This is a genomic window from Mycobacterium sp. (assembly GCF_008709575.1).
In the GTDB taxonomy this organism is placed as follows: domain Bacteria; phylum Actinomycetota; class Actinomycetes; order Mycobacteriales; family Mycobacteriaceae; genus Mycobacterium.
The window spans coordinates 15,716-39,853 of the sequence record NZ_VYIK01000034.1 but is presented as its reverse complement, the minus strand read 5'-3'; the positions used below and the strand labels follow the sequence as shown (position 1 = coordinate 39,853).

Sequence of the window (24,138 nt, the reverse complement as noted above, 5' to 3'; positions counted from 1 at the left end):
ATCGCCGGCCGGGCGCTGCTACGCCGGGGTCTGTCGCCGCAGATCACCACGATCTCGACGGCGACCACGGCGCCGGTGATCGCCGAGGCCCGGCTGCGCAGCGGCAAGGCCGGTTCCGGGCGCGCCGCCGCCCGCCAGGTCAAGCAGGCCATCACCACCGCTCGCACGTGCGGGGCCGGCACGATCATGGTGCGCGGCGATTCAGCCTTCGGCACCAAGAAGGTGATCGCCGCCTGTGTGGAAGAAGGCGTCGAGTTCTCTTTGTCGGTGAGCCGCAACCCGCGCATCACCGCCGCGATCGCGGCCATCGATGAGGCCACCTACACCCCAGTGCACTACCCGGGCGCGGTGACCGACCCCGACACCGGGGCGTTGATCTCCGACGCCGAGGTCGCCGAAACTGCTTATACGCTGCGGCTGGGCTGCGGCCGTACGATCACCGGGCGGCTGGTGGTGCGCCGGGTCAAAGATGCCCGCTACCCCGACGGGTTGTTTCCGGTGTGGCGTTATCACCCGTTTGTGACCAACTCCGAGCTGCCCACCGCCGAGGCCGACATCACCCACCGCCGCCATGCCATCATCGAGACCACCTTCGCCGACCTCATCGACGGCCCCTTGGCTCATATCCCGTCTGGGCTGTTTGCAGCCAATTGCGCCTGGTTGGCCTGCGCGGTGATCGCGCACAACCTGCTGCGCGCGGCCGGAACACTCGCGGGCAGCGATGCCGCCGTGGCGCGCGGCACCACCCTGCGCCGCGACCTGGTCAACGTCCCAGCCCGCTTTGCCGCACCGGCCCGCAAACCCACCCTGCACCTGCCCATCCACTGGCCAAAGCAAATCGAGTGGACAACCTTGTGGCACAACATCATCGGCTACCCGACCGCTCAACCCCGCGCCGCCTGACCCGACCAACCAGACTCTGTCCACCCCGCCATCACAGGCCCGACCCGAGGAACCCAAGGAAAACTGGTGCAGGCCAGCGGGTCACTCATGCCCGCACCATTCCGAACCGCCCCAATCGTGCAGAATCGGCCCACCGATGGCACGAAATTACCGGTCCACGGATTCAGGCTTAGCGGTCTTAGCGGTCTTAGCCGGAGTCGTCGGGATCAGCAGCCGGTTCGACCAGTTCGATCAAGACCCCCCCGGCGTCTTTGGGGTGGATGAAATTGATCCGTGAACCCGCGGTGCCGCGCCGCGGTGCGTCGTAGAGCAGCCGGACCCCTTTTTCGTGCAGCCGCTCGGTGAGGGTTTGCAGGTCGCTGACCCGGTAGGCCAGCTGCTGGATGCCGGGGCCGCGCTTGTCCAAGAACTTCGCGATCACCGAGGACTCGTCGATCGGAGCCATCAACTGCAGCTGTGCGCTCCCGACCGGGGCGCCGCGCACGGCCAACATCGCCTCCCGGATGCCCTGCTCGGGGTTGACCTCTTCGTGTACCACGATCATGCCGAGGTGGTCGTGGTACCAGGCAACCGCAGCGTCGAGGTCGGCGACCGCGATGCCGACATGGTCGATCGCCGTCACCAATGCGCTGGCCAGGGTGCGGCGGGCGTCGACGTGTTCGGTGGTCATAGTGTCACGGTAGCCTGGCGGGAAAAGCTGCGCGTCCCCAACCGGTTTTTCCGGTCATTTCTGCTGGTTCTGGAGGTTCTCATGACGACGTCGGTGATAGTCGCCGGTGCACGCACACCGATCGGCAAATTGATGGGCTCGCTGAGGGACTTCTCGGCCAGCGACCTGGGCGCCATCGCGATCGCAGCCGCCCTGGAGAAAGCCGAAGTGCCGGCATCGGCGGTCGAGTACGTGATCATGGGCCAGGTGCTTACCGCGGGGGCCGGTCAGATGCCCGCCCGGCAGGCCGCGGTGGCGGCCGGTATCGGCTGGGATGTTCCGGCGCTGACAATCAACAAAATGTGCCTGTCCGGTATCGATGCCATCGCTCTGGCCGACCAGTTGATCCGGGCCGGCGAGTTCGATGTCGTGGTCGCGGGCGGTCAGGAGTCGATGACCAAGGCGCCGCACCTGCTGATCGACAGCCGCGCCGGCTACCGGTACGGCGATGTGACGGTGTTGGACCACCTGGCCTATGACGGGCTGCACGATGTGTTCACCGACCAGCCGATGGGCGCATTGGCCGAGCAGCGCAACGAGACCGACAAATTCACCCGCCGCGAGCAAGACGAATACGCCGCGCGGTCGCATCAGAGGGCGGCCGCCGCGTGGAAGGACGGTGTCTTCGCCGACGAGGTCGTGCCGGTCACCATCCCGCAGCGCACGGGCGACCCGCTGCAGTTCAACGAGGACGAGGGCATTCGCGCCAACACCACCGCCGAGTCGTTGGCAGCGCTCAAACCGGCATTCCGCCCGGACGGCACGATCACGGCGGGATCGTCGTCGCAGATCTCCGACGGCGCGGCCGCGGTCGTCGTGATGAACAAGGACAAGGCCCGCGCGCTGGGGCTGTCCTGGTTGGTCGAGATCGGCGCGCACGGCGTGGTGGCCGGCCCGGATTCGACCTTGCAATCGCAGCCCGCCAACGCGATCAAGAAGGCTCTCGGTCGCGAAGGCATCCCGGTCGACCAGCTCGACGTGGTGGAGATCAACGAGGCTTTCGCCGCGGTGGCCTTGGCGTCGACCCGGGAACTCGGCGTGGACCCCGATCTGGTCAACGTCCACGGCGGCGCGATCGCCGTCGGGCATCCGATCGGCATGTCCGGCGCCCGCCTCACGCTGCACGCGGCCCTGGAGCTGGCGCGCCGCGGCTCGGGTTACGCCGTCGCGGCGTTGTGCGGCGCCGGCGGGCAGGGCGATGCGCTGATTCTGCGGGCCGGCTGAGGCTTCGGCGCTCGCGGGCGCCGCACCGTCCCCGTCACCGGCTGTGATTCCCGTCGCTGCCGTACCCGGATCCGGGTGGGCAGGCGCTGCCCGCGGCGTGCCAGACTTGATGGCGTGACTCGTCCCCGACCCCCGATCGGGCCCGCGCTGGCCGGAGCAGTCGACCTGTCGGCTCTCAAACAGCGCGCCCAGCAGGCCAGCGGCGATGTGTCGGCAGCCGGGTCGGCGCAGGCGGCCGGTCGCGAGATCACCGAGGCCAATTTCGAAGACGAGGTGCTGAACCGGTCCAACCAGGTGCCGGTGGTGGTGCTGTTGTGGTCGCCGCGCAGCGACGTGTGCGTGCAGTTGGCCGACACCCTGTCGGGCTTGGCCGCTGCCGATGGCGGCAAGTGGTCGCTGGCGATGGTTAACGTCGACGCGGCGCCGCGGGTGGCCCAGCTGTTCGGTGTCCAAGTGGTCCCCAACGTGGTGGCGTTGGCTGCTGGCCAGCCGCTGTCGAGTTTTCAGGGTGTTCAGCCGGAAGACCAGTTGCGGCGTTGGCTGGACTCGCTGCTGGCGGCGACGGCCGGCAAACTCAGCGGCCCGCCGGAATCCCGGCAACCGGAACAGGTCGATCCGGCACTGGCGCAGGCGCGCCGGCAGCTCGAGGACGGCGACTTCGCTGCGGCACTCGAGTCCTACCAGGCGTTGCTGGACGCCAACCCCAACCACGTCGAAGCCAAGGGCGCCGTGCGCCAGATCACCTTCTTGATGCGGGCGACCGCGCAGCGGCCGGACGCGGTGGCGGTCGCCGACGCCGCGCCCGACGACATCGAGGCCGCATTCGCCGCCGCCGACGTGCAGATCCTCAACCAGGAAGTCGGCGCTGCCTTCGATCGCCTGATCGCACTGGTGCGGCGCACCTCCGGCGAGGAGCGCACCAAGGTACGGACCCGGCTGATCGAGTTGTTCGACCTTTTCGATCCGGCCGATCCCGACGTCATCACCGCCCGCCGCAACCTAGCCAACGCGCTGTATTAGCGTTCGCCCTCACCGGGGACCAGCCACAGCCCCGACGTCGGCGGGAGCACCAAGACCGCAGAAGCGGGACGGCCGTGCCAGGGCTCGTCGCTGGCATCGACGCCGCCCAGATTGCCCACGCCGCCGCCGTGGTAGTCGGTCGCATCGGTGTTGAGCACTTCGCGCCAGCGCCCGGCAGTGGGCAGACCAAGCCGGTAGTGGCTGTGCTCGACGCCGGCGAAATTGAAGACGCACGCCATTACCGAGCCGTCGTTGCCGTAGCGCAGGAAGCTCAACACGTTGTTGGCCGAGTCGTTGGCGTCGATCCAGGAATAGCCCTCCGGGCGGCAGTCTTGACTCCACAGCGCCGGGTGGCCGCGGTAGATGCGGTTGATGTCGCGGACCAGCCGCAGGATGCCCGCGGAGAAGCCGTCCTCGTCGAGCTGGTACCAGTCCAGCCCGCGCTCCTGTGACCACTCGGCGCGCTGCCCGAACTCCTGTCCCATGAACAGCAGCTGCTTGCCCGGATGGGCCCACTGGTAGGCCAGCAGACTACGCAGTCCGGCGGCCTTGACATGGTCGTTGCCGGGCATCCGTGCCCACAGCGTGCCCTTGCCGTGCACCACCTCGTCGTGGCTGAGCGGCAGTACGAAGTTCTCGCTGAACGCATACAGCATCGAGAAGGTGATCTCGTGGTGGTGATAACTGCGATGCACGGGGTCATGACTCATGTAGTCAAGGGTGTCGTGCATCCATCCCATGTTCCACTTCATCGAAAAACCAAGTCCACCAACACTTGTCGGCCTCGATACACCCGGCCACGACGTCGACTCCTCGGCGATCGTGACTATGCCCGGAGCCACCCGGTGGGCGGTGGCGTTCATCTCCTGCAGAAACTGCACTGCCTCGAGGTTCTCTCGCCCGCCGTAGACGTTCGGTGTCCAGCCGCCCGCCGGGCGTGAGTAGTCGAGGTAGAGCATCGACGCCACCGCGTCCACCCGCAGGCCGTCGACGTGGAATTCTTCGAGCCAGAACAGCGCATTGGCCACCAGGAAATTGCGAACCTCGGGTCGACCGAAGTCGAACACATACGTGCCCCAATCGAGCTGCTCGCCGCGCCTGGGATCGGAATGCTCGTACAGCGGCGTGCCGTCGAAACGGCCCAGCGCCCAAGCGTCTTTGGGAAAATGCGCGGGAACCCAGTCGACGATGACGCCGATCCCGGCCTGGTGCAACGCGTCGACGAGCGCCCGGAAGTCGTCGGGCGTGCCGAATCTGGACGTCGGTGCGTAGTACGACGTGACCTGATAGCCCCACGAACCGGCGAACGGGTGCTCGGCGACGGGCAGCATCTCGACGTGGGTAAAACCTTGTTCGACAACGTAATCGGTTAGCTCGCGGGCGAGCTCGCGATAACTGAGTCCCGGTCGCCAGGAACCCAGATGCACTTCGTAGGTGCTCATCGGCTCGACTATCGGGTTGCGCTGGGCCCGTCGTGTCATCCAGTCGCCGTCCCCCCAGGTGTAGCTACTGGAGGTGACCCGCGACGCGGTGTGCGGCGGTACCTCGGTGGCGAAGGCGAACGGGTCGGCCCGATCGGTGACCGTGTCGTCGGCGCCATGCACTCGAAACTTGTACAGGCCGTCCGGTGCGAAGCCGGGCCAGAACAATTCCCACACCCCCGACGAGCCGAGCACCCGCAGCGGCGCGTCGTTGCCGTTCCAGCCGTTGAAGTCGCCGATCAGGCTGACACCTTTGGCGTTGGGCGCCCAGACCGCGAACGACACCCCGCTCACTACCCCGTCGGGAGTGCTGAACGAGCGCGGGTGGGCACCCAGCACCTCCCAGAGCCGTTCGTGACGACCCTCGGCGAACAGGTGGAGGTCGATCTCGCCCAGCGTGGGTAGGAAGCGATAGCCGTCGGCGACGACCTGCGGATCGCAACCGTGATAGCTCACCTCGAGGCGGTAGTCGATCAGGTCGACGAACGGCAGGGCGACCGCGAAAAGCCCGGAGTCGATGTGCTGCAGCGGATAACGCTGATCCCCGACAAGCGCGACCACTTTGACCGCGTGCGGTCGAAACGCCCGGATGACGGTGTGGTCGCCGTATTCGTGGGCGCCCAGGATGCTGTGCGGGTCGTGGTGTACTCCGGCCACCAGCCGTGCCAGGTCGTTCGGCTCGGGCGCCAGATCGGCTCCGGCCGACTGGTCGGTGGGGGTCATTGCGGCCTCACCTCCGGCGCAGCAACCTGCTTCGGGCTTCGGCGGGTATCAGCGGCATGTTGATGATATGCGCGACGGCCCGACCAGGGTCGATGCGCACATAGTTGGCTGCTCCCCACTGGTACTCCTCGCCTGTTACCTCGTCGCGCACCCAAAACCGGTCGTAGGACTGCATACCCAGTGCGGCCATGTCCAACCACAACGTCGCTTCCTCGGGTCCGAATGCGTTCAGCGTCGCCACCACCAGCACGCAGTCGCCGGTGATCGGGTCGAACTTGCTGTAGGCCAGCAGGGCGTCGTTGTCCACATGATGGAAATGCATCGTGCGAAGTTCGCGAAGTGCCGGATGCCTGCGGCGGATTTCGTTGAGCCGGGCGATGAACGGCTCCAATGAGCGGCCTTCGGCGAGCGCGCCGGCGAAGTCGCGGGGCCGCAGCTCGTATTTCTCCGAGTCCAGGTATTCCTCGCTGCCCTCCCGCACGGCGCGGTGCTCGAAGAGCTCGTAGCCGGAATACATGCCCCAGGCCGGGCTCATGGTCGCGGCCAGCACCGCGCGGATCGCGAACATCCCGGGTCCGCCATGCTGCAGGACCGCATGCAGGATGTCAGGAGTATTGACGAACAGGTTGGGTCGACGATAGTCGGCGAGCTGGGCTATCTCCGCGCCGAATTCGGTGAGTTCCCACTTGGCGGTGCGCCAGGTGAAGTAGGTGTAGGACTGGGTGAAGCCGAGCTTGGCCAGCCCGTATTGACGGACCGGTGGGGTGAACGCCTCGGACAAAAACAGCACATCGGGGTCGATCGCTTTCACCTGGCCGATCAGCCACGCCCAGAAGTCCGGCGGCTTGGTGTGCGGGTTGTCGACCCGGAAGAACTTGACTCCGTGGTCCATCCAGTACCGCACGACGCGCAGTACCTCGGCGTAGAGACCGGCAGGATCGTTGTCGAAGTTGAGCGGATAGATGTCCTGGTATTTCTTCGGCGGGTTCTCCGCGTAGGCGATGGTGCCGTCGGGCAACTCGGTGAACCACTCCCGGTGCTCGCGCGCCCAGGGGTGATCCGGCGCGCATTGCAGGGCCAGATCCAGCGCCACCTCCATGCCCAGGTTGCGGGTGGCCGCCACGAACTCGTCGAAGTCGTCGATCGTGCCCAACTGCGGGTGCACCGCGTCGTGGCCTCCCTCGTCGCTGCCGATCGCCCACGGCGAGCCGACGTCACCGGGCGCGGCGGTTGCGGTGTTGTTGCGGCCTTTGCGGTGGATCCTGCCGATGGGGTGGATCGGCGGCAGGTACACCACGTCGAAGCCCATCGCCGCGATGCGGGGCAGGGCCGCCCTGGCGGTGACGAACGTCCCGTGCACGGGGTTGCCGTCGGCGTCCCAGCCGCCGGTCGAGCGCGGAAACATCTCATACCACGCACTGAAGCGGGCCTCGGGTCGATCCACCCAGATTCCGTACTGCTCGCCCCGGGTGAGCAGGTCACGCAGCGGATAGCGGCCCAACAGGTCGTCGATCTCAGCGGTCAGTGCCAGCGCCGCGCGGGTTAGGGGATCACCCGCCGCGCGCAGCGCCGCCGCCGCCGCCAACAGGGGATCGCGCTCTCGGCGTGGCACGCCGGCGGCGGCGCGCTCGAACAGCTGCGCCCCGACCAGAAGGTCGTTGGACAATTCGGTCTCGCCTTGCCCGGCGTCCAGTTTGGCCACCACGGCGTGCCGCCAGGCATGGATCGGGTCACCCCAGCCGTCGATCCGAAACGTCCACAACCCGACGCGGTCCGGGATGAACTGACCGTGGAACACGTAGGGTTCCTCGCCCATCGTCATCGGGAGCAGCAGCGGCTTCACCCGGGTTCGGGCCTCGGCGTCGCGGTCCCCGACCGCCTCCGCCGCATCGCCGATCCGGCTCTGGCCCAGTTGCGGATACCGCGGCCCGAGACAGCGCACCACCAGGGTTGCCGCGACCGCGTCGTGACCCTCTCGCCACACCGCCGCCCGGACCGGGACAACCTCGCCGACCACGGCTTTGGCCGGGTAGGTGCCGCAGGACACGACGGGCGCGACGTCATCGATCTCGATGCGACCGGGCACCGTCACTCCGTTCCCTTTGTGGTCCCTGGCGTTGTGGTCCCTGGCGTTGTGGTCGTGCGCGTCCCTGCGCGCCGACACCCACCCCCTGTCCAGCCTAGTGTCGAGCCGCGCTCGGGGCCGACCGGCCCTTCCTCATTAAGCTAACGATCCGTGAAAGCCCTCCGCCGGTTCACCGTCCGCGCTCACCTTCCCGAGCGGCTCGCCGCCCTCGGACAGCTGTCGACCAACCTGCGGTGGTCCTGGGACAAGCCGACGCGGGACCTGTTCGCGGCCATCGACCCGCAGTTGTGGCAGCAATGCGGCCAAGACCCGGTGGCGCTGCTGGGCGCGGTAACCCCGGCGCGGCTCGACGAGTTGGCTGTCGACTCGGGCTTCCTCGACCGGCTCGACGCGCTGGCCGCCGACCTGGCCGACTACCTCACCCGCCCGCTGTGGTATCAGCGTCAGCGGGACGGGACCGCGATGCCCACCGGCATCGCCTACTTCTCGATGGAGTTCGGGGTCGCCGAGGTGTTGCCCAACTACTCCGGTGGCTTGGGCATCCTGGCCGGCGACCATCTGAAGTCGGCCTCCGACCTGGGAGTGCCGCTGATCGCGGTCGGGCTGTACTACCGCTCCGGCTACTTTCGGCAGTCGCTGACCGCCGACGGTTGGCAGCACGAAACGTATCCGGCGTTGGACCCGCAAGGCCTGCCGTTGCGGCTGCTCACCGACGCCGACGGCGATCCGGCGCTGGTCGCGTTGGCGCTACCGGACTCTGCGCAGTTGCGAGCCCGGATCTGGGTGGCCCGGGTCGGTCGCGTGCCGTTGCTGCTGCTGGACTCCGACATCCCCGAGAACGAACACGACCTGCGCAGTGTCACCGACCGGCTCTATGGCGGTGACCAGGAGCACCGCATCCGGCAGGAAATCCTGGCCGGGGTCGGCGGGGTCCGGGCGATCCGTGCCTTCACCGCCATTGAAGGGCTGCCCGCTCCGGAGGTGTTCCACATGAACGAGGGCCACGCCGGGTTCCTCGGCGTCGAGCGGATCCGGGAACTGATCACCGATTCCGGATTGGATTTCGACACCGCGCTGACCGTGGTGCGGGCCAGCACGGTGTTCACCACGCACACACCGGTGCCCGCCGGCATCGATCGGTTTCCGATGGAGATGATGCGGCGTTACTTCGACGAGCGGGCCGATGAGAACGCCGGTCCGGCCCTGCTGCCGGGCGTGCCCACCGAGGCTGTCCTGGCGCTGGGCGCCGAGGAGGATCCCACCGCGTTCAACATGGCTCATCTGGGCCTGCGGCTCGCGCAGCGCGCCAACGGTGTCTCGCTGCTGCACGGCAGGGTGAGCCGGACGATGTTCAACGGGCTGTGGCGCGGGTTCGACCCCGACGAGGTTCCCATCGGGTCGATCACCAACGGCGTTCACGCGCCCACCTGGGCCGCTCCGCAGTGGTTGGAGTTGGGCCGCGAACTGGCCGGATCGGATTCGCTCAGCGAACCCGCGGTGTGGCAGCGGCTCCAGCACGTCGACGCCGGGCACCTGTGGTGGATTCGCGGGCAACTGCGCCGCCAGCTGGTCGACGACGTGCGCGCACGGCTGCGCGCAGCGTGGCTGGAGCGCGGCGCATCCGAGGCCGAGCTGGGCTGGATCGCGTCGGCGTTCGACCCCGAGGTGCTGACCGTGGGTTTCGCGCGGCGGGTTCCGACGTACAAGCGCCTGACGCTGATGCTGCGCGACCCGGATCGGCTCGAGCGGCTGCTGCTCGACGAGGAAAAACCGATCCAGTTGATCGTGGCGGGCAAATCGCACCCGGCCGACGACGCCGGCAAGGCGCTGATCCAGCAGGTGGTCCGATTCGCCGACCGGCCCGAAGTGCGCCACCGCATCGCTTTTTTGCCCGACTACGACATGTCGATGGCGCGCCGGTTGTACTGGGGTTGCGACGTGTGGTTGAACAACCCGCTGCGGCCGCTGGAGGCCTGCGGCACGTCGGGCATGAAAAGCGCGCTCAACGGCGGCTTGAACCTGTCCATCCGCGACGGCTGGTGGGACGAGTGGTACGACGGCGAAAACGGCTGGGAGATTCCGTCGGCTTCGCGGACGGCCGACGAGGCCCGCCGCGACGACCTGGAGGCCGGCGCACTGTATGACCTGCTTGAGAAGGCGGTGGCGCCGACGTTCTACGAGCGCGACGAGCACGGCGTGCCGCCGCGGTGGATCCAGATGGTCCGGCACACCCTGCAAACGCTCGGACCGAAGGTGCTGGCCTCCCGGATGGTGCGCGACTACGTCGAGCACTACTACGCCCCGGCGGCGCAGTCGCTGCGCAAGACGGCCACGATCGGTGCCGACGGCGAGGCCACGTACGAGGCGGCCCGCGAGCTGGCCGACTACCGGCGGCGCGCCTTCGCGGCCTGGCCCAAAATCTGCATCACCGACGTCGACAGCACCGGTTTGCCGGACACCCCGCTGCTCGGCTCGAAGCTGACCCTGACCGCGGCCGTCAAGCTGGCCGGGCTGGATCCCGAGGAGGTCTGCGTGCAGGCGGTGGTGGGCCGCGTCGACGCCGGTGACATGCTGCTCGACCCGGTGACCGCCGAGATGTCACACACCGGCACCGCGTTCGGCGGCGACGAGATCTTTTCGACGTCGATGCCGCTGCCGGTCGCCGGGGCCGTGGGCTACACCGTGCGGGTGCTGCCCAATCACCCGATGCTGGCCAGCCGGGCCGAGCTCGGCCTGGTCACGCTGGCCTAAGCTTCGGCGGCCTCCAGCGCGCGGCGCAGCCGGCTCAGCGCGTTGCGCACCGCTGCGGCGTCGGTGGTGGGCCAGAACGGCGGCAGCGACGCCCGCAGGTAGCCGCCGTAGCGGGCGGTGGCCATCCGCGAGTCGAGGACGGCGACCACGCCGCGGTCCTCGACGCTGCGCAGCAGCCGGCCGGCGCCCTGGGCCAACAGCAGCGCGGCGTGGCTGGCGGCGACCGCCATGAATCCGTTGCCGCCGTGCGCGGTCACCGCCCGCTGGCGGGCACCCAGCAGCGGGTCGTCGGGCCGCGGGAAGGGGATGCGGTCGATGATCACCAACGCCAGCGACGGGCCCGGCACGTCGATGCCCTGCCACAGTGACAGCGTGCCGAACAGCGACGTGGCGGCATCGGCGGCGAATTGCTCGACCAGCGCCGCGGTGGTGTCGTCACCCTGGCACAGCACCGGGGTCGACAACCGCACGGTCATCGCGTCGGCGGCCGCACGGGCTGCCCGCATCGACGAGAACAACCCGAGCGTGCGCCCGCCCGCGGCGGTGATCAGGTCCGCGATCTCGGTCAGCTGCTCGGCCGACCCGGCACCGTCCCGGCCGGGCGGTGGCAGGTGGGCAGCCACATACAGAATCCCGGCCGAGGCATACGCGAACGGCGATCCGACATCGAGCCCGCGCCAGCGCACCGCGTCGGCCTCGCCGGGCGCACCGGCCAGACCCCAGGCGGTGGCCATCGGGTCGAAGGATCCGCCGATGGTCAGGGTGGCCGACGTCAGCACCGCCGTCCGGCCGGCGAACAACCGCTCGCGCAGCAGGCTGGCCACCGACAGCGGGGCCACTTTCAGCACCGCACGGGTCGGGCCGCGGTCGTCCTCGTGCTCCAGCCAGACCACATCGGTACGGTCGGGGATCGCCGGGGCGAACGACGCCAGGACCCGCGCGGCGGTGTCACCGATCTCGACCAGGCCGGCGACCGCCTCGGCGCGCACGGCCGCCGCCGCCGCGTCGACGGGCAACCTGTCGATCGCCGACTGCGCCGCGCCGGCGGCGTCACGCAGCGCTCTGAGGTGGGTCGCCAGCTCGTCGTCGAGGTGATCGATGCGGCCGGGGGCCTGGTCGGCGCACGCGTCGATGAACCTCCCGGACGCGGTTTCCCACCGCTGCAGCAACTCCGGCTCGACGAGGCGGGCGATGCGCCGGGAGGCGACCCCCAGCGCCGCCGCGGTGAGTTCGCCGGTGGCCACCGCGGTCACCCGGTCGGCGAGCTCGTGTGCCTCATCGATGACCAGGAGGCGGTGCTCGGGCAGCACCGCCGAACCGGAGACGGCGCCGATGGCCAGCAACGCGTGGTTGGTGACGACGATGTCAGCCCGGGCGGCAACTTCGCGTGCGCGTTCGGCGAAACAGTCGCTGCCGAACGGGCAGCGCGCCAGGCCGAGGCATTCCCGCGCGGACACGCTGACCTGGGCCCAGGACCGGTCCGGTACGCCCGGCGCGAGGTCGTCGCGGTCGCCGGAATCCGTCGTCGACGCCCACGCGGTGAGCCGCGCCAGGTCACGGCCCATGGCGGTGACGGGCTCGAAGAGCTCACGCTGTGGGTCGGCGGAACCTTCCGGCGGGCCGCCGCGGATTTTGTTCCAACACAGGTAGTTGCGCCGGCCCTTGAGCAGCGCGAACCGCGGTCGGCGGGGCAGCGCGTCGGCCAGGGCGTCGGCCAACCGGGGCAGGTCGCGGTCCACGAGTTGGCGCTGCAGCGCGATCGTGGCAGTCGAAACCACGACCGGCGTGTCTTCCGAGACCGCTCGCACGACCGCCGGCACCAGGTAGGCCAGCGACTTTCCGGTGCCGGTGCCGGCCTGCACGGCAAGGTGTTCGCCGGTGTCGAAAGCTTGCGCGACCGCAGTGGCCATCTGCAGCTGGCCAGTGCGCTCACTGCCGCGCAGTGCCGCCACCGCGGTCGCCAGCAGCTCGGGTACGGACAGGCCGGGCGTGGTCTACTCCTGGTTATGTGGCGGTTATCGGTTGGCGCCGGGTGACGGGATCTGCGTGGTGGGAATCGCCGGATCGCCGTGCGACAACATCAGACCCTCCCACGGCAGACTTCGCAAGCCCGACGCCACCAGCGCGCGCGCCGCGGCCAGGGCGTCCCTGCCGGTGCCGGCCACTGGCTGGCCGTCGCGCACCAGCGGGATGGTCAACATCCGGGACGGCTCGCCGGTCTCGGGTGGGTGGCCGGCGGGATACACGATCTCCTCGGTGATGACGCCGGTCGGGCGACTCGTCCGCAGCGCTTGTTTGTGGCCCCCGCTGGACTCCTTACTGGCGCTGCGCTTGCGCACCGGGATGCCGTTCACCTCCACCAGCTTGTAGACCAGGTCCGCGGTCGGCGCGCCGGAGCCGGTGACCAGCGAGGTGCCGACGCCGTAGCTGTCCACCGGGTCGGCGCCCAGTGCGGCGATCGCGAATTCGTCGAGATCGCCCGAGACCAGGATTCGGGTTCGGGTCGCCCCCAGGCGATCCAGCTGCTCGCGGACCTGCCGGGCCAGCACGCCCAGTTCACCGGAGTCGATGCGCACCGCGCCGAGCCCGACGCCCGCGGCTGCGACCGCGTTGGCCACGCCGGTCCTCACGTCATAGGTGTCCACCACCAACGTGGTGGCGGTGCCCAGCGCCTCGGCTTGGGCGCGGAAGGCCGCCGTCTCGTCCGGCCCGTCGGGGCCGGTGTGCAACAGGGTGAACGCGTGTGCGCTGGTGCCTTCGGCCGGGACGCCGTAGCGCCGCCGGGCTTCCAGGTTCGACGATGCGGCGAAGCCGGCGATGTAGGCCGCGCGGGCCGCGGCCACCGCCGCCTGCTCATGGGTGCGCCGCGACCCCATCTCGATCAACGGCCGCCCCCGCGCGGCGCTGACCATCCGGGCCGCTGCCGAAGCGACTGCGGTGTCATGGTTGAAGATCGACAGTGCGAGCGTCTCCAGCACAACGCATTCGGCAAAGCTGCCCTGCACCGAAAGCACCGGCGACCCGGGGAAGTACAGCTCGCCCTCGGCGTAGCCCTCGACGTCGCCGCGGAACCGGAAATCGGCGAGGTAGCGCAGCGTGTCCGCGTCGAGGAAATCGCTCAGCGATGCCAACGCGGTGTCGTCGAACCGGAACTGCGACAACGCTTCCAGAAATCGGCCGGTACCTGCGACCACTCCGTACCGCCGCCCGGCGGGCAGCCGCCGGGCGAACAGCTCGAAGGTGACCCGCCGGTGCGCAGTGCCGTCGTGCAGGGCCGCCGCGAGCATCGTCAACTCGTATTTGTCGGTCAGCAGTGCCGCACAGGCAGGGTCAACCACACACCAACGGTATCGGCTCGAGCGGGCGTGAGACGGTGTGCGGCCGCTGCTCGGTATCCTGGGAGGCATGGCTGCATCAGCACCGACCAAGCCGGACACCACCGAGCGGCGTTACACCGATCCGGTCGACGCCACGGCCGGTCCGTGGGTCACCATAGTGTGGGACGACCCGGTCAACCTGATGAACTACGTGACGTATGTCTTCCAGAAGTTGTTCGGCTACAGCGAAGCGCACGCCACCAAGCTGATGCTGCAAGTGCACAACGAAGGCAAGGCAGTGGTCTCGTCGGGCAGCCGGGAATCCATGGAAGTCGACGTGTCCAGGCTGCACGCCGCCGGGTTGTGGGCCACCCTGCAACAGGACCGCTGAGGCGAGGCATCCAGGTTTTGAGGTGCGCAAATGGAAGCGGGTCCAGACCGCCCACGGTCTGCGTCTGCGGTCCGCGTTGGCGCCGCACGAGGCCGCCCTGCTCAGGGTTCTGGTCGAATCGGTGGTCGGGCTGCTCAACGAACGGGAGTTTTCCTCGCCGCCCGATGAACTCGAAGAGATAACCGGCATCAAGACCGGCCGCAGCGACTCACCCGACAACGCGACGCTGCGTCGCCTGCTGCCGGATTTCTACCGGCCCGAAGACGGCAACTCCCAGGCTGCCGACAGCCTCAACGCTGCCCTGCGCAGCCTGCACGAGCCGACGATCATCGAGGCCAAACGTGTTGCAGCCCAACAACTACTGGACACAGTTCCCGATAACGGCGGCCGGGTGGAGCTGACCGAGGGTGCCGCCAACGCCTGGATCGCGGCCCTCAACGATGTCCGGCTGGCGTTGGGCACCATGCTCGACATCCGCCCCGGCGGGCCCGACCGACTGCCCGACGACCACCCGCTGGCCCCGCATCTTGACGTCTACCAGTGGCTGACGGTCGTACAGGAGTACCTGGTGTTGGCGCTGCGGGGGTCCTGATGACCGGGATCGGCGGTGCGGGCAACTCGATCACCGACGTCGGAGGTATCCGCGCGGGGCACTTTCACCGGCTGGATCCCGACGCCGCGCCGGGTACGGGCTGGGCGAGCGGGGTGACCGTGGTGTTGACCCCGCCCCACACGGTCGGCGCCGTCGACTCCCGCGGCGGGGCGCCCGGCAGCCGGGAGACCGACCTGCTCGACCCGGCCAGCAGCGTCCGCTACGTCGACGCGGTGCTGATCGCCGGGGGCAGCGCCTACGGACTGGCGGCGGCCGACGGCGTGATGCACTGGCTGGAGGAGCGCGGCCGGGGTGTGGCGATCGACTCCGGAGTGGTGCCCATCGTGCCGGGCGCGGTCGTTTACGACCTGGCGGTCGGCGGCTGGGCCTGCCGGCCGACGGCTGAATTCGGGTACGCCGCCTGCGGTGCTGCCGTCGGCGCCGAAGGGGGGATGCTCGCGGTGGGCACGGTCGGCGCCGGGGTGGGCGCTCGTGCGGGCGTGCTCAAGGGCGGGGTCGGCACCGCGTCGACGACGCTGCGCTGTGGGGTGACCGTGGGCGCGCTGGTCGTGGTGAACTCCGCCGGCGACGTGATCGACCGGGCCACCGGCCTGCCCTGGTGGGGCTCTCTTGCCGACGAGTTCGGCCTGGTTGCCCCGCCGCCCGACCAAATCGCCGCCCTGGCGGGGCTGCAAAGCCGGCTGAGCCCGCTCAACACCACGGTCGGGGTGGTCGCCACCGACGCCGAGCTGAGCCCGGCCGGGTGTCAGCGTGTCGCCGTCGCCGCCCACGACGGCCTGGCCCGCACCATCCGGCCCGCGCATACCCCGCTGGACGGCGATATGGTGTTCGCGCTGGCCACCGGCGCCGTCGAGGTGGCCGCGCCGACCGACATCCCGGTGGCGTTTGCGCCCGAGACCGCGCTGCTGACCGAGGTGGGGGAGGCGGCGGCGGACTGTCTGGCCCGGGCCGTGCTGGTCGGTGTGCTGGCCGCCGAGGCGGTGGCCGGAATACCCACCTACCGGGACCTGTTGCCCGGAGCATTCCGGTAACCGCGCTGACGGCGAACACAGCGACGACGAGGAGCGTTCATGACCGAGGGATTCCGGGGACGTGCTGGTCATCCGTGCTGATCTGGTCGAGGCGATGCTCGCCCATGCCCGTGCCGACCATCCCGACGAAGCCTGTGGTGTGTTGGCCGGTCCGGAGGGCTCCGACCGTCCCGAACGCCACATCGCGATGGCCAACGCCGAACGCTCGCCGACGTTCTACCGGTTCGACGCGCAGGAGCAACTGCGGGTGTGGCGGGCCTTGGAGGAATCGGGCGACGCGCCGATCGTCATCTATCACTCGCACACCGCGACCGAGGCCTATCCCAGCCGCACCGACGTGAGCCTGGCCGCCGAGCCCGATGCCCATTACGTGGTGGTGTCCACCCGCAACCCCGATGACTGCGAACTGCGCAGCTACCGCATCATCGACGGCGTCGTCACCGAGGAGCCCGTCACCGTCGTCGAGCACTACCGGACCGGTGATGCTGCCGAGCGGACCCGGCCGGATCACGAATCGGGCCCAGTAGAGGGGAGCTGTTCATGAGCGTGACCGTGTCCATCCCGACTATCCTTCGTCCGCACACCGGCGGTCGGAAACGGGTAGAGGCCAAGGGCGACACGTTGCGGGCGGTCCTCGACGACCTGGAGGCCAACTATTCGGGCATCTCCGAGCGTCTGCTGCAGGACGGCACATTGCACCGCTTCGTCAACATCTACGTCAACGACGAGGACGTGCGGTTCTCCGGCGGGCTCGACACCACGATCAGCGACGGCGACTCGATCACGATCCTGCCGGCTGTCGCCGGCGGGTGAGCATGACCCGCTACGACTCGCTGCTGCAGACGCTGGGCAATACTCCGCTGGTAGGCCTGCCGCGGCTCTCACCACGCTGGCACGACGCGGCCGGACCGGCCTCCCCGCTGCCGCATGTGCGGTTGTGGGCCAAACTCGAAGACCGCAACCCGACCGGGTCGATCAAGGACCGGGCGGCGTTGCGGATGATCGAGCAGGCCGAGGCCGACGGGTGGTTGGCGCCGGGCGCCACGATCCTCGAACCCACCAGCGGCAACACCGGGATCTCGCTGGCCATGGCGGCGCGGTTGAAGGGCTATCGGCTGATCGCGGTGATGCCGGAGAACACCTCGATCGAACGCCGCCAGCTACTCGAGCTCTACGGCGCGCAGATCGTCTTCTCGCCCGCCGAGGGCGGCTCCAACACCGCGGTGGCCACCGCCAAGGAGCTGGCCGCGGCCAATCCGTCCTGGGTGATGCTCTATCAGTACGGCAACCCGGCCAACACCGACGCGCACTACTACGGCACCGGCCCGGAGCTGCTGGCCGATCTTCCGGAGATCACGCACTTCGTCGCGGGACTGGGCACCACCGGTACGTTGATGGGTACCGGCCGCTTCCTGCATGAGCGGGTGCCCGACGTGCAGATCGTGGCCGCCGAACCCCGTTACGGCGACGGCGTGTACGCGCTGCGCAACATCGACGAGGGCTTTGTGCCCGAACTCTACGACCCCGCCATCTTGACCGCCCGCTACTCGGTCGGCTCCGCCGACGCGCTGCGCCGCACGCGGGAGTTGATCGAGGCCGAAGGCATCTTCGCCGGCATCTCCACCGGGGCGGTCCTGCACGCGGCGCTGGGCGTCGCCGCCAAGGCGCTGGCGTCCAACGAGCGCGCCGATATCGCTTTCGTGGTCGCCGACGCCGGTTGGAAGTACCTGTCCACCGGTGCCTACGCCGGTACCGTCGACGAGGCCGAGGATGCGTTGGAAGGCCAGCTATGGGCCTAACGACAGCCGTGCCGACCGCCCAGCGGCCGGCCAAACACTCGGGATTGGTGGTCGGCGGCGCGACGATCGTCGGCTTCGTAGCGCTGCTGTACGTCGCGGAGCTGGTCGATCAGCTCAGTGGCCACCACCTGGATCGCGACGGCATCCGGCCGCTGGAGGCCGCCGGCCTGTGGGGCGTCATCGTCGCCCCGCTGCTGCATGCCAGTTGGCAGCACCTGATCGCCAACACCGGCCCGGCGTTGATCCTCGGTTTTCTGGTGACGCTGACCGGCCTCTCGCGGTTCTTCTGGACGACCGCGATCGTGTGGATTGCCGGCGGGCTCGGCACCTGGCTGATCGGCAACATCGGCTCGACGTGCGGCGAAACAGATCACATCGGCGCGTCGGGCCTGATCTTCGGCTGGCTGACCTTCGTGGTGGTGTTCGGGTTTTTCACCCGCTCGGTCCGGCAGATCGTCACCGGGATCGTCGTGCTGTTCGGCTACGGAGGGGTGTTGTGGGGCGCGGTGCCGGTGCTCGACGGGTGCGGCGGAGTGTCCTGGCAGGGGCATCTGTGTGGTGCGCTGGCCGGCCTGTTGGCCGCCTACCTGCTGTCCGGCCCGGAGCGGCGCGCCCGCGAGTATCGCCGGCAGCAGGTCCTCCGGTGAGCCGAGCGCTGGCCCCGGTCGGCATCTTCGACTCGGGGGTGGGAGGACTGACGGTCGCTCGCGCGATCATCGACCAGCTGCCCGACGAGGACATCATCTATGTCGGCGACAACGCCAACGGCCCCTATGGTCCGCTCACTATCGCCGAGATCCGCTCCCACGCCCTGGCTCTCGGCGACGACCTCGTCGGCCGCGGGGTCAAGGCGTTGGTGATCGCGTGCAACTCGGCGTCCGCGGCGTGCCTGCGTGACGCCCGGGAGCGCTACGAGGTGCCGGTCGTCGAGGTGATCCTGCCCGCGGTCCGGCGCGCCGTCGCCGCGACCCGCAACGGCCGCATCGGGGTGATCGGCACTCAGGCAACCATCGCCTCGCACGCCTACCAGGACGCGTTCGCCGCCGCCCGCGACACCGAGATCACCGCCGTGGCCTGCCCGCGGTTTGTCGACTTCGTCGAGCGCGGCATCACCAGTGGTCGCCAGGTGCTCGGGCTGGCCGAAGGCTACCTTGAGCCCCTGCAGCGCGCCGACGTGGACACGCTGGTGCTGGGCTGCACCCACTATCCGCTGTTGTCCGGGTTGATTCAGCTGGCGATGGGCCAGCACGTCACGTTGGTCTCCAGCGCCGAAGAGACCGCCAAGGAACTGCTGCGGGTGCTCACCGAGCAGGACCTGCTGCGCCCCCATGACGCGCCACCGGCAACCAGGATCTTCGAGGCCACCGGCGACCCGGAGGCGTTCAGCCGGCTGGCGGCGCGGTTCCTGGGGCCCGCCGGGGTGCAGCCCGTTCACCGGCTGCCCGGATAAGGGCCGGCGCCCGGCAAAGCGGGGACGTTTTCGCCAAGCCGGTCGCGGGCATGGCACAGTAGTGACCGTGCGAATAACCGTGCTCGGCTGCTCCGGCAGTGTCGTCGGCCCGGACTCGCCGGCATCGGGTTATCTGCTCCGGGCGCCGGACACTCCGCCGCTGGTGGTCGACTTCGGCGGCGGCGTGCTCGGGGCACTGCAGCGCCACACCGATCCGGGTTCGGTGCAGGTGCTGTTGTCGCATCTGCACGCCGACCACTGCCTGGATCTGCCCGGCCTGTTCGTATGGCGCCGCTATCATCCCTCGCCCCCGGTGGGCAAGGCGGTGATGTATGGCCCCAGCGACACCTGGTCGCGGCTCGGGGCCGCATCCTCGCCCTACGGAGGCGAGATCGACGACTTCACCGACATTTTCGAGATCCACCACTGGGTCGACGGTGAGCCGGTGCAGATCGGCACGCTGACCATTGTGCCGCGCGTGGTGGCGCATCCGACCGAGTCCTACGGCCTGAAGATCACCGATCCCAGCGGAGCATCCTTCGTCTACAGCGGTGACACCGGGATCTGCGACACGCTCGTCGAGCTGGCCCGCGACGCCGACGTCTTCCTGTGCGAGGCGTCCTGGACCGACGCTGCCGATCGTCCCTGCAACCTGCACCTGTCGGGCACCGACGCGGGGCGGATCGCCGCTGCCGCCGGGGTCCGGGAACTGCTGCTCACCCACATCCCGCCGTGGACCTCGCGCGAGGACGTGATCAGCGAGGCGAAGGCGGAGTTCGACGGACCGGTGCACGCGGTGGTGTGCGGCGAGACGTTCAACGTGGGGCGAGGCTGACCAACCCCGATAGGCTGGCCGGTGTGTCCAGACGAGAAGACGGTCGCCTCGATGACGAGCTTCGCCCGGTGGTCATCACCCGCGGGTTCACCTCGCATCCGGCGGGTTCGGTGCTTGTTGAATTCGGCCACACCAAGGTCTTGTGTACGGCCAGCGTCATCGAGGGGGTGCCACGCTGGCGCAAGGGGTCGGGGTCGGGTTGGCTCACCGCCGAATACGCGATGCTGCCGGCGGCCACCCACACCCGCGGTGACCGGGAATCGGTGAAGGGCCGGCTGTCTGGGCGCACCCAGGAGATAAGTCGGCTGATCGGCCGGTCGCTGCGGGCCGCCATCGACCTGGCGGCCTTGGGGGAGAACACCGTCGCGATCGACTGCGACGTGTTGCAGGCCGACGGCGGCACCCGCACCGCGGCGATCACCGGAGCCTACGTCGCGCTGGCCGATGCGGTGACGTACCTGTCGGCAGCGGGCGCGCTGTCCGACCCGCGGCCGCTGTCGTGCGCGATCGCCGCGGTCAGTGTCGGCGTGGTCGACGGCCGGATCCGGGTGGACCTGCCCTACGAGGAGGACGCTCGCGCCGAGGTCGACATGAACGTCGTCGCCACCGACACCGGAACCCTGGTCGAGGTGCAGGGCACCGGGGAGGGGGCGACCTTCCCGCGCTCGACGCTGGACAAGCTGCTCGACGCAGCCCTGGGTGCCTGCGACACGCTGTTCGCCGTGCAGCGCGAGGCCCTGGCCGCACCGTATCCGGGTGTGCTGCCCGAGGGCCCGCCTCCGCAGAAAGCTTTCGGCAGCTGACCCGGGTGCTCGTCGCCAGCCGCAACCGCAAGAAGCTGGCCGAACTGCGGCGGGTGCTCGACGCCGCGCACCTGGCGGCGCTGACCCTGGTGTCGCCGGACGAGGTGCCCGCTTTCGGGGAGACACCGGAGACCGGCGCGACTTTCGAGGACAACGCGCTGGCCAAGGCCCGTGACGGCTTCGCCGCGAGTAATCTGCCGTGCATCGCCGACGACTCGGGCTTGGCAGTGGCGGCGTTGAACGGCATGCCCGGGGTGCTCTCGGCGCGCTGGGCCGGCACCCACGGTGACGACGCCGCCAACGTCGCGCTGCTGCTCGCCCAGCTGCGCGACGTCCCCGACGAGCGGCGCGGCGCAACGTTCGTCTCGGCGTGCGCGTTGGTGTGGCAGGGCGGCGAAGTCGTGGTCCGGGGTGAGTGGCCGGGAACGATCACCCGGGAGCCGCGCGGTGACGGCGGATTCGGTTACGACCCGGTGTTTCGTCCGGAGGGCTTCGCCTGCACTGCGGCGCAGCTCAGTCCGGCCGACAAAGACGCCGTCTCGCATCGCGGCCGGGCGCTGCGTTTGCTGCTGCCGGCGCTGCGGGCACTGCTCTGACGGCCCGCTTCCCGCATCCCGCCGAGTGTGCCGTGTCATACGCGACACGCCGGAGCGGCCGTATCAAACCGCACAACCGGGGCCGGCTACCGGGCCTACAGCGCGAAGCGGGCTTTGATGTCCTTGGTCTGGAAGTGCTCGACGATGATGCCGAGCAGCGGAACGGTGCCGGCCAGCAGTACCGCGATCGTCTTGCCGATGGGCCAGCGGACCTTGACCGCCAGATTGGCGGTGAACAGCAGATACGTGAAATACACCCAGCCATGCACCACACCGATCCAGGTCGGCGGATTCTCCACCCGGACGATGTAATGGACCACGATTTCGTAGCACAGCGCGATCAGCCAGATGCCCGTCGTCCAGGCCATGACGCGGTACCCCAGCAGCGCGTGCCGGACCTTCTCGGCGGATGTGGGCGCCGCCTGCTGCGCTTCGGGTGTCTCGGGTGTGGTCATGCGATCGTCCTGTTCTGTTCCTCGGCATCGTTTTTGGCGAGTTGGGCCAGGTAGGCGTTGTACTCTCGCAGCGCCGGATCGTCGACCGGCTGCGCTGCCGGACCGGGCCGCTCGGGCAACAACCCTTGCGGGAGCTGCGTCATGGCGGGGTGCTGTCGTGGCGCCGGCGGTGTTTGCTCGTAGCGGACGAACTTGCGGTAGGCCCAGACGCAGAATCCGGCGAACAGCGGCCACTGCAACGCGTAGCCGAGGTTTTGGAAGGTGCCCGACACCGACTGAAACCTCGTCCACTGCCACCAGCCCAAGGCCAGGCAACCGCAGGCAGCAACGACAACCAGCGCTGCAAGCGGCCATCTCCGACGCCGGGTAGTGGACACGTTACGACGGTACCCCTTGCTGCGTCACCGCCGCTCTTAACGCGCGAGCGGTACGATCGGCAGGCTTGCGGGCGTGGCGAAACAGGCAACCGCGCGGGTTTTAGGTGCCCGTGCTCGAAAGAGCTTGAGGGTTCGAGTCCCTCCGCCCGCACCGACACCGGGTGGCCCGGCGGGCATCGTCGCTCAGCAGTCCACCTCGATGGTGAACGGCGCCGTCGTCGTGATCGCGGGGTCGGTGCGCCGAGAGCCGTGGGCCTCGCCGGTGACGGTATAGGTGTTACCGGCGAAAACAGCAGTAGCGTGGCCGACTCCTGCGTCGGCCACGCCGGTGAAGTCGTTGTAGTTGTCGATGTTGACCGATTCGACCTTGGGCTTGCCCGAATCGAGGTTGAGAAGTACTCGGACACGCGCGGGCGCGAGGCTGACATCAGCGGTCAGCAACCACTGAACTTGGTTACAGGTGACCGCATGCGAAGTCCGGGTGACGTAGTCGACGGTGACGTGCGCGGTTTTTTGGGGGATCCTTTCGGCGCGCAGGAAACACCCCGAGCACAACGCCATGGGCACCGAAGCGGCCGCCATCGCCGCGATAGCGAATCGGCCGTTCACCGGGCACCTCCACTCTTGTTTTCACGACGTCACCTTCGCCTGCACCAAGCCGGTCAGGTGAGTGACACCCGGCCCATGATCAGGTCGATGATCGGTTTGCCGGGCGCGAACGACCCGGTCAGCGATGACGCGACGTGCCCATAGTCCACCAGCAAGGTTGCGCCATTGACGCCGGCGGCGGCGTCGCTGTTGAGAAACGCCATCACGTTGGCCATCTGCTCGGGGGTGTGGACCGCAGAGCCGGTGGCGTCCCGGTAGTCCTGCGCGAACGTCAGCCACAGGTCGGCATTGGCGCGGGCAAGGGGGGTGTCCGTCGGGCCGGGGCAGATGGCGTTGATGCGCACCCCTTTGGCCAGGAACGGAAACGCCTGCATCGCGACGTAGGCGTTGATGGCTTGCTTGCTGAAGCCGTAGTGGATGAACCCCTCCGCCTCGTGGGCCCTGACCCAGGCGTCCGCGGCGTCGAAGTCGGGGGTGGCCAGGAACTCCTGCAGTCGCGGCAGGTCACTTTCCCATCCGATGCCGGCAACCGAGGAAATGAAACAGATGGCCGAACCGCGACGCAACCGGCCCTCATCGAGCAGCCGCTCGATGAGATGGCGGTGGCCGATGAAATTGATTCGCATCAGGTCGGGTCCGTCGGCAACCCCGGCGGCCGAGAACAGAGCGTCGACGGGGCCGTCCACCTGGTCGATCGCGCTGTCGATCGATGCCCGATCGCGTAAGTCCACTGCAATGCCGCGGCCGAGATCGGCGTCAACCGGTGCGTAATCCATCACCACGACCTCGGCGCCCAGGGCAGCTGCGGTCCGGGCCGCCGCTGCCCCCATGCCGGTCGCACCGCCCACCACCAGCGCCCGCTTGCCGTCGTAGCGAAACTGCTCGATACCAGTCATTTCCGTCCTATCCTCGCTGTGATCTCGGCGGGAACCCCTTGGCGCGGGGAGTCGAGGGGCTTACCGACA

The 24,138-nt window shown here is 68.9% G+C and carries 24 protein-coding genes and 1 tRNA gene; 16 read left to right on the top strand and 9 right to left on the bottom strand.

The window, feature by feature from the left end:
- The coding region (locus F6Q13_RS09685) for a transposase (RefSeq protein WP_293055525.1) at positions 1-903 on the top strand (903 nt) is incomplete at its 5' end.
- A gap of 187 nt (positions 904-1,090) precedes the next feature.
- Here F6Q13_RS09685 and mce read toward each other — a convergent pair.
- Entirely contained in the window at positions 1,091-1,573 is a 483-nt protein-coding gene (mce, locus tag F6Q13_RS09680) for a methylmalonyl-CoA epimerase (RefSeq protein WP_293055522.1), read from the bottom strand.
- An 81-nt stretch (positions 1,574-1,654) separates the two neighbouring features.
- Here mce and F6Q13_RS09675 point away from each other — a divergent pair, with 81 nt between their 5' ends.
- Complete coding sequence (locus tag F6Q13_RS09675; RefSeq protein ID WP_293055519.1) at positions 1,655-2,836, top strand: acetyl-CoA C-acetyltransferase; 1,182 nt, start codon at positions 1,655-1,657, stop codon at positions 2,834-2,836.
- A gap of 114 nt (positions 2,837-2,950) precedes the next feature.
- A complete protein-coding gene (locus F6Q13_RS09670) occupies positions 2,951-3,856 on the top strand; it encodes a tetratricopeptide repeat protein (RefSeq protein WP_293055516.1) in 906 nt (301 codons plus the stop codon).
- On the opposite strand, the gene glgB is transcribed toward F6Q13_RS09670, so the two are convergent.
- Positions 3,853-6,060: a 1,4-alpha-glucan branching protein GlgB gene (gene glgB / locus F6Q13_RS09665; RefSeq protein WP_293055513.1), complete on the bottom strand. Its 2,208-nt coding sequence runs from the start codon at positions 6,058-6,060 to the stop codon at positions 3,853-3,855. The genes F6Q13_RS09670 and glgB overlap by 4 nt on opposite strands.
- A 7-nt stretch (positions 6,061-6,067) precedes the next feature.
- Positions 6,068-8,152 (bottom strand): alpha-1,4-glucan--maltose-1-phosphate maltosyltransferase, encoded by a 2,085-nt coding sequence (locus tag F6Q13_RS09660; RefSeq protein WP_293055510.1) that lies wholly within the window; start codon positions 8,150-8,152, stop codon positions 6,068-6,070.
- Positions 8,153-8,296: 144 nt separating this feature from the next.
- On the opposite strand from F6Q13_RS09660, the gene glgP reads away from it, so the two are divergent.
- On the top strand, positions 8,297-10,897 hold the full coding sequence (glgP, locus tag F6Q13_RS09655) for an alpha-glucan family phosphorylase (RefSeq protein WP_293055507.1): 2,601 nt from the start codon (positions 8,297-8,299) through the stop codon (positions 10,895-10,897).
- On the opposite strand, the gene F6Q13_RS09650 is transcribed toward glgP, so the two are convergent.
- On the bottom strand, positions 10,894-12,879 hold the full coding sequence (locus F6Q13_RS09650; RefSeq protein WP_293055543.1) for an ATP-dependent DNA helicase: 1,986 nt from the start codon (positions 12,877-12,879) through the stop codon (positions 10,894-10,896). The genes glgP and F6Q13_RS09650 overlap by 4 nt on opposite strands.
- A 33-nt stretch (positions 12,880-12,912) precedes the next feature.
- Positions 12,913-14,235, bottom strand: a complete 1,323-nt coding sequence (locus tag F6Q13_RS09645) for a nicotinate phosphoribosyltransferase (protein WP_293055504.1) — start codon at positions 14,233-14,235, stop codon at positions 12,913-12,915.
- 67 nt (positions 14,236-14,302) lie between these two features.
- Between F6Q13_RS09645 and clpS the strand changes: the two genes are divergently transcribed.
- From clpS to rdgB, 11 genes are all read left to right on the top strand, one after another.
- Positions 14,303-14,605 (top strand): ATP-dependent Clp protease adapter ClpS, encoded by a 303-nt coding sequence (gene clpS, locus F6Q13_RS09640; protein WP_293055501.1) that lies wholly within the window; start codon positions 14,303-14,305, stop codon positions 14,603-14,605.
- A gap of 22 nt (positions 14,606-14,627) precedes the next feature.
- Complete coding sequence (locus F6Q13_RS09635; RefSeq protein ID WP_293055498.1) at positions 14,628-15,197, top strand: DUF2017 domain-containing protein; 570 nt, start codon at positions 14,628-14,630, stop codon at positions 15,195-15,197.
- Positions 15,197-16,249 carry a P1 family peptidase gene (locus F6Q13_RS09630; RefSeq protein ID WP_293055495.1) on the top strand — a complete coding sequence of 351 codons (1,053 nt, stop codon included), beginning with the start codon at positions 15,197-15,199 and terminating at the stop codon, positions 16,247-16,249. Before F6Q13_RS09635 ends, F6Q13_RS09630 begins: the two co-directional genes overlap by 1 nt.
- Positions 16,250-16,310: 61 nt before the next feature.
- A complete protein-coding gene (locus F6Q13_RS09625) occupies positions 16,311-16,793 on the top strand; it encodes a M67 family metallopeptidase (protein ID WP_293055493.1) in 483 nt (160 codons plus the stop codon).
- Positions 16,790-17,062 carry a MoaD/ThiS family protein gene (locus F6Q13_RS09620; protein WP_293055491.1) on the top strand — a complete coding sequence of 91 codons (273 nt, stop codon included), beginning with the start codon at positions 16,790-16,792 and terminating at the stop codon, positions 17,060-17,062. The genes F6Q13_RS09625 and F6Q13_RS09620 overlap by 4 nt, the downstream gene beginning before the upstream one ends.
- Positions 17,063-17,064: 2 nt before the next feature.
- Positions 17,065-18,048, top strand: a complete 984-nt coding sequence (locus F6Q13_RS09615) for a cysteine synthase (protein ID WP_293055540.1) — start codon at positions 17,065-17,067, stop codon at positions 18,046-18,048.
- An 8-nt stretch (positions 18,049-18,056) separates the two neighbouring features.
- Complete coding sequence (locus tag F6Q13_RS09610) at positions 18,057-18,695, top strand: rhomboid family intramembrane serine protease (RefSeq protein ID WP_293055488.1); 639 nt, start codon at positions 18,057-18,059, stop codon at positions 18,693-18,695.
- Positions 18,692-19,498: a glutamate racemase gene (murI, locus tag F6Q13_RS09605; protein WP_293055485.1), complete on the top strand. Its 807-nt coding sequence runs from the start codon at positions 18,692-18,694 to the stop codon at positions 19,496-19,498. Before F6Q13_RS09610 ends, murI begins: the two co-directional genes overlap by 4 nt.
- Before the next feature lie 61 nt (positions 19,499-19,559).
- Positions 19,560-20,333: a cyclic nucleotide-degrading phosphodiesterase gene (locus F6Q13_RS09600; protein WP_293055482.1), complete on the top strand. Its 774-nt coding sequence runs from the start codon at positions 19,560-19,562 to the stop codon at positions 20,331-20,333.
- Positions 20,334-20,356: 23 nt separating this feature from the next.
- A complete protein-coding gene (gene rph, locus F6Q13_RS09595; RefSeq protein ID WP_293055480.1) occupies positions 20,357-21,136 on the top strand; it encodes a ribonuclease PH in 780 nt (259 codons plus the stop codon).
- Positions 21,133-21,732, top strand: a complete 600-nt coding sequence (gene rdgB / locus F6Q13_RS09590) for an RdgB/HAM1 family non-canonical purine NTP pyrophosphatase (RefSeq protein WP_293055537.1) — start codon at positions 21,133-21,135, stop codon at positions 21,730-21,732. Before rph ends, rdgB begins: the two co-directional genes overlap by 4 nt.
- Before the next feature lie 95 nt (positions 21,733-21,827).
- Here rdgB and F6Q13_RS09585 read toward each other — a convergent pair whose 3' ends face one another.
- Both F6Q13_RS09585 and F6Q13_RS09580 read right to left on the bottom strand, forming a co-directional pair.
- Complete coding sequence (locus tag F6Q13_RS09585; protein ID WP_293055477.1) at positions 21,828-22,187, bottom strand: DUF3817 domain-containing protein; 360 nt, start codon at positions 22,185-22,187, stop codon at positions 21,828-21,830.
- Positions 22,184-22,564: a hypothetical protein gene (locus tag F6Q13_RS09580; RefSeq protein WP_293055474.1), complete on the bottom strand. Its 381-nt coding sequence runs from the start codon at positions 22,562-22,564 to the stop codon at positions 22,184-22,186. The genes F6Q13_RS09585 and F6Q13_RS09580 overlap by 4 nt, the downstream gene beginning before the upstream one ends.
- 67 nt (positions 22,565-22,631) lie before the next feature.
- Here F6Q13_RS09580 and F6Q13_RS09575 point away from each other — a divergent pair.
- Positions 22,632-22,715, top strand: a tRNA-Leu gene (locus F6Q13_RS09575).
- A gap of 32 nt (positions 22,716-22,747) precedes the next feature.
- On the opposite strand, the gene F6Q13_RS09570 is transcribed toward F6Q13_RS09575, so the two are convergent.
- Together F6Q13_RS09570 and F6Q13_RS09565 are read right to left on the bottom strand one after the other, a co-directional pair.
- Complete coding sequence (locus F6Q13_RS09570) at positions 22,748-23,173, bottom strand: lipoprotein LpqH (RefSeq protein WP_293055471.1); 426 nt, start codon at positions 23,171-23,173, stop codon at positions 22,748-22,750.
- 53 nt (positions 23,174-23,226) lie between these two features.
- Entirely contained in the window at positions 23,227-24,069 is an 843-nt protein-coding gene (locus F6Q13_RS09565; RefSeq protein WP_293055468.1) for an SDR family oxidoreductase, read from the bottom strand.
- Positions 24,070-24,138: the final 69 nt, after the last annotated feature.

What these genes read in the sequence shown, in the direction of transcription:
- mce (WP_293055522.1), bottom strand. Translation starts at nt 1,573, where the DNA reads ATGACCACCGAACACGTCGACGCCCGCCGCACCCTGGCCAGCGCATTG.
- F6Q13_RS09675 (WP_293055519.1), top strand. Translation starts at nt 1,655, where the DNA reads ATGACGACGTCGGTGATAGTCGCCGGTGCACGCACACCGATCGGCAAA.
- glgB (WP_293055513.1), bottom strand. Translation starts at nt 6,060, where the DNA reads ATGACCCCCACCGACCAGTCGGCCGGAGCCGATCTGGCGCCCGAGCCG.
- clpS (WP_293055501.1), top strand. Translation starts at nt 14,303, where the DNA reads ATGGCTGCATCAGCACCGACCAAGCCGGACACCACCGAGCGGCGTTAC.
- F6Q13_RS09630 (WP_293055495.1), top strand. Translation starts at nt 15,197, where the DNA reads ATGACCGGGATCGGCGGTGCGGGCAACTCGATCACCGACGTCGGAGGT.
- F6Q13_RS09620 (WP_293055491.1), top strand. Translation starts at nt 16,790, where the DNA reads ATGAGCGTGACCGTGTCCATCCCGACTATCCTTCGTCCGCACACCGGC.
- F6Q13_RS09615 (WP_293055540.1), top strand. Translation starts at nt 17,065, where the DNA reads ATGACCCGCTACGACTCGCTGCTGCAGACGCTGGGCAATACTCCGCTG.
- F6Q13_RS09585 (WP_293055477.1), bottom strand. Translation starts at nt 22,187, where the DNA reads ATGACCACACCCGAGACACCCGAAGCGCAGCAGGCGGCGCCCACATCC.
- F6Q13_RS09565 (WP_293055468.1), bottom strand. Translation starts at nt 24,069, where the DNA reads ATGACTGGTATCGAGCAGTTTCGCTACGACGGCAAGCGGGCGCTGGTG.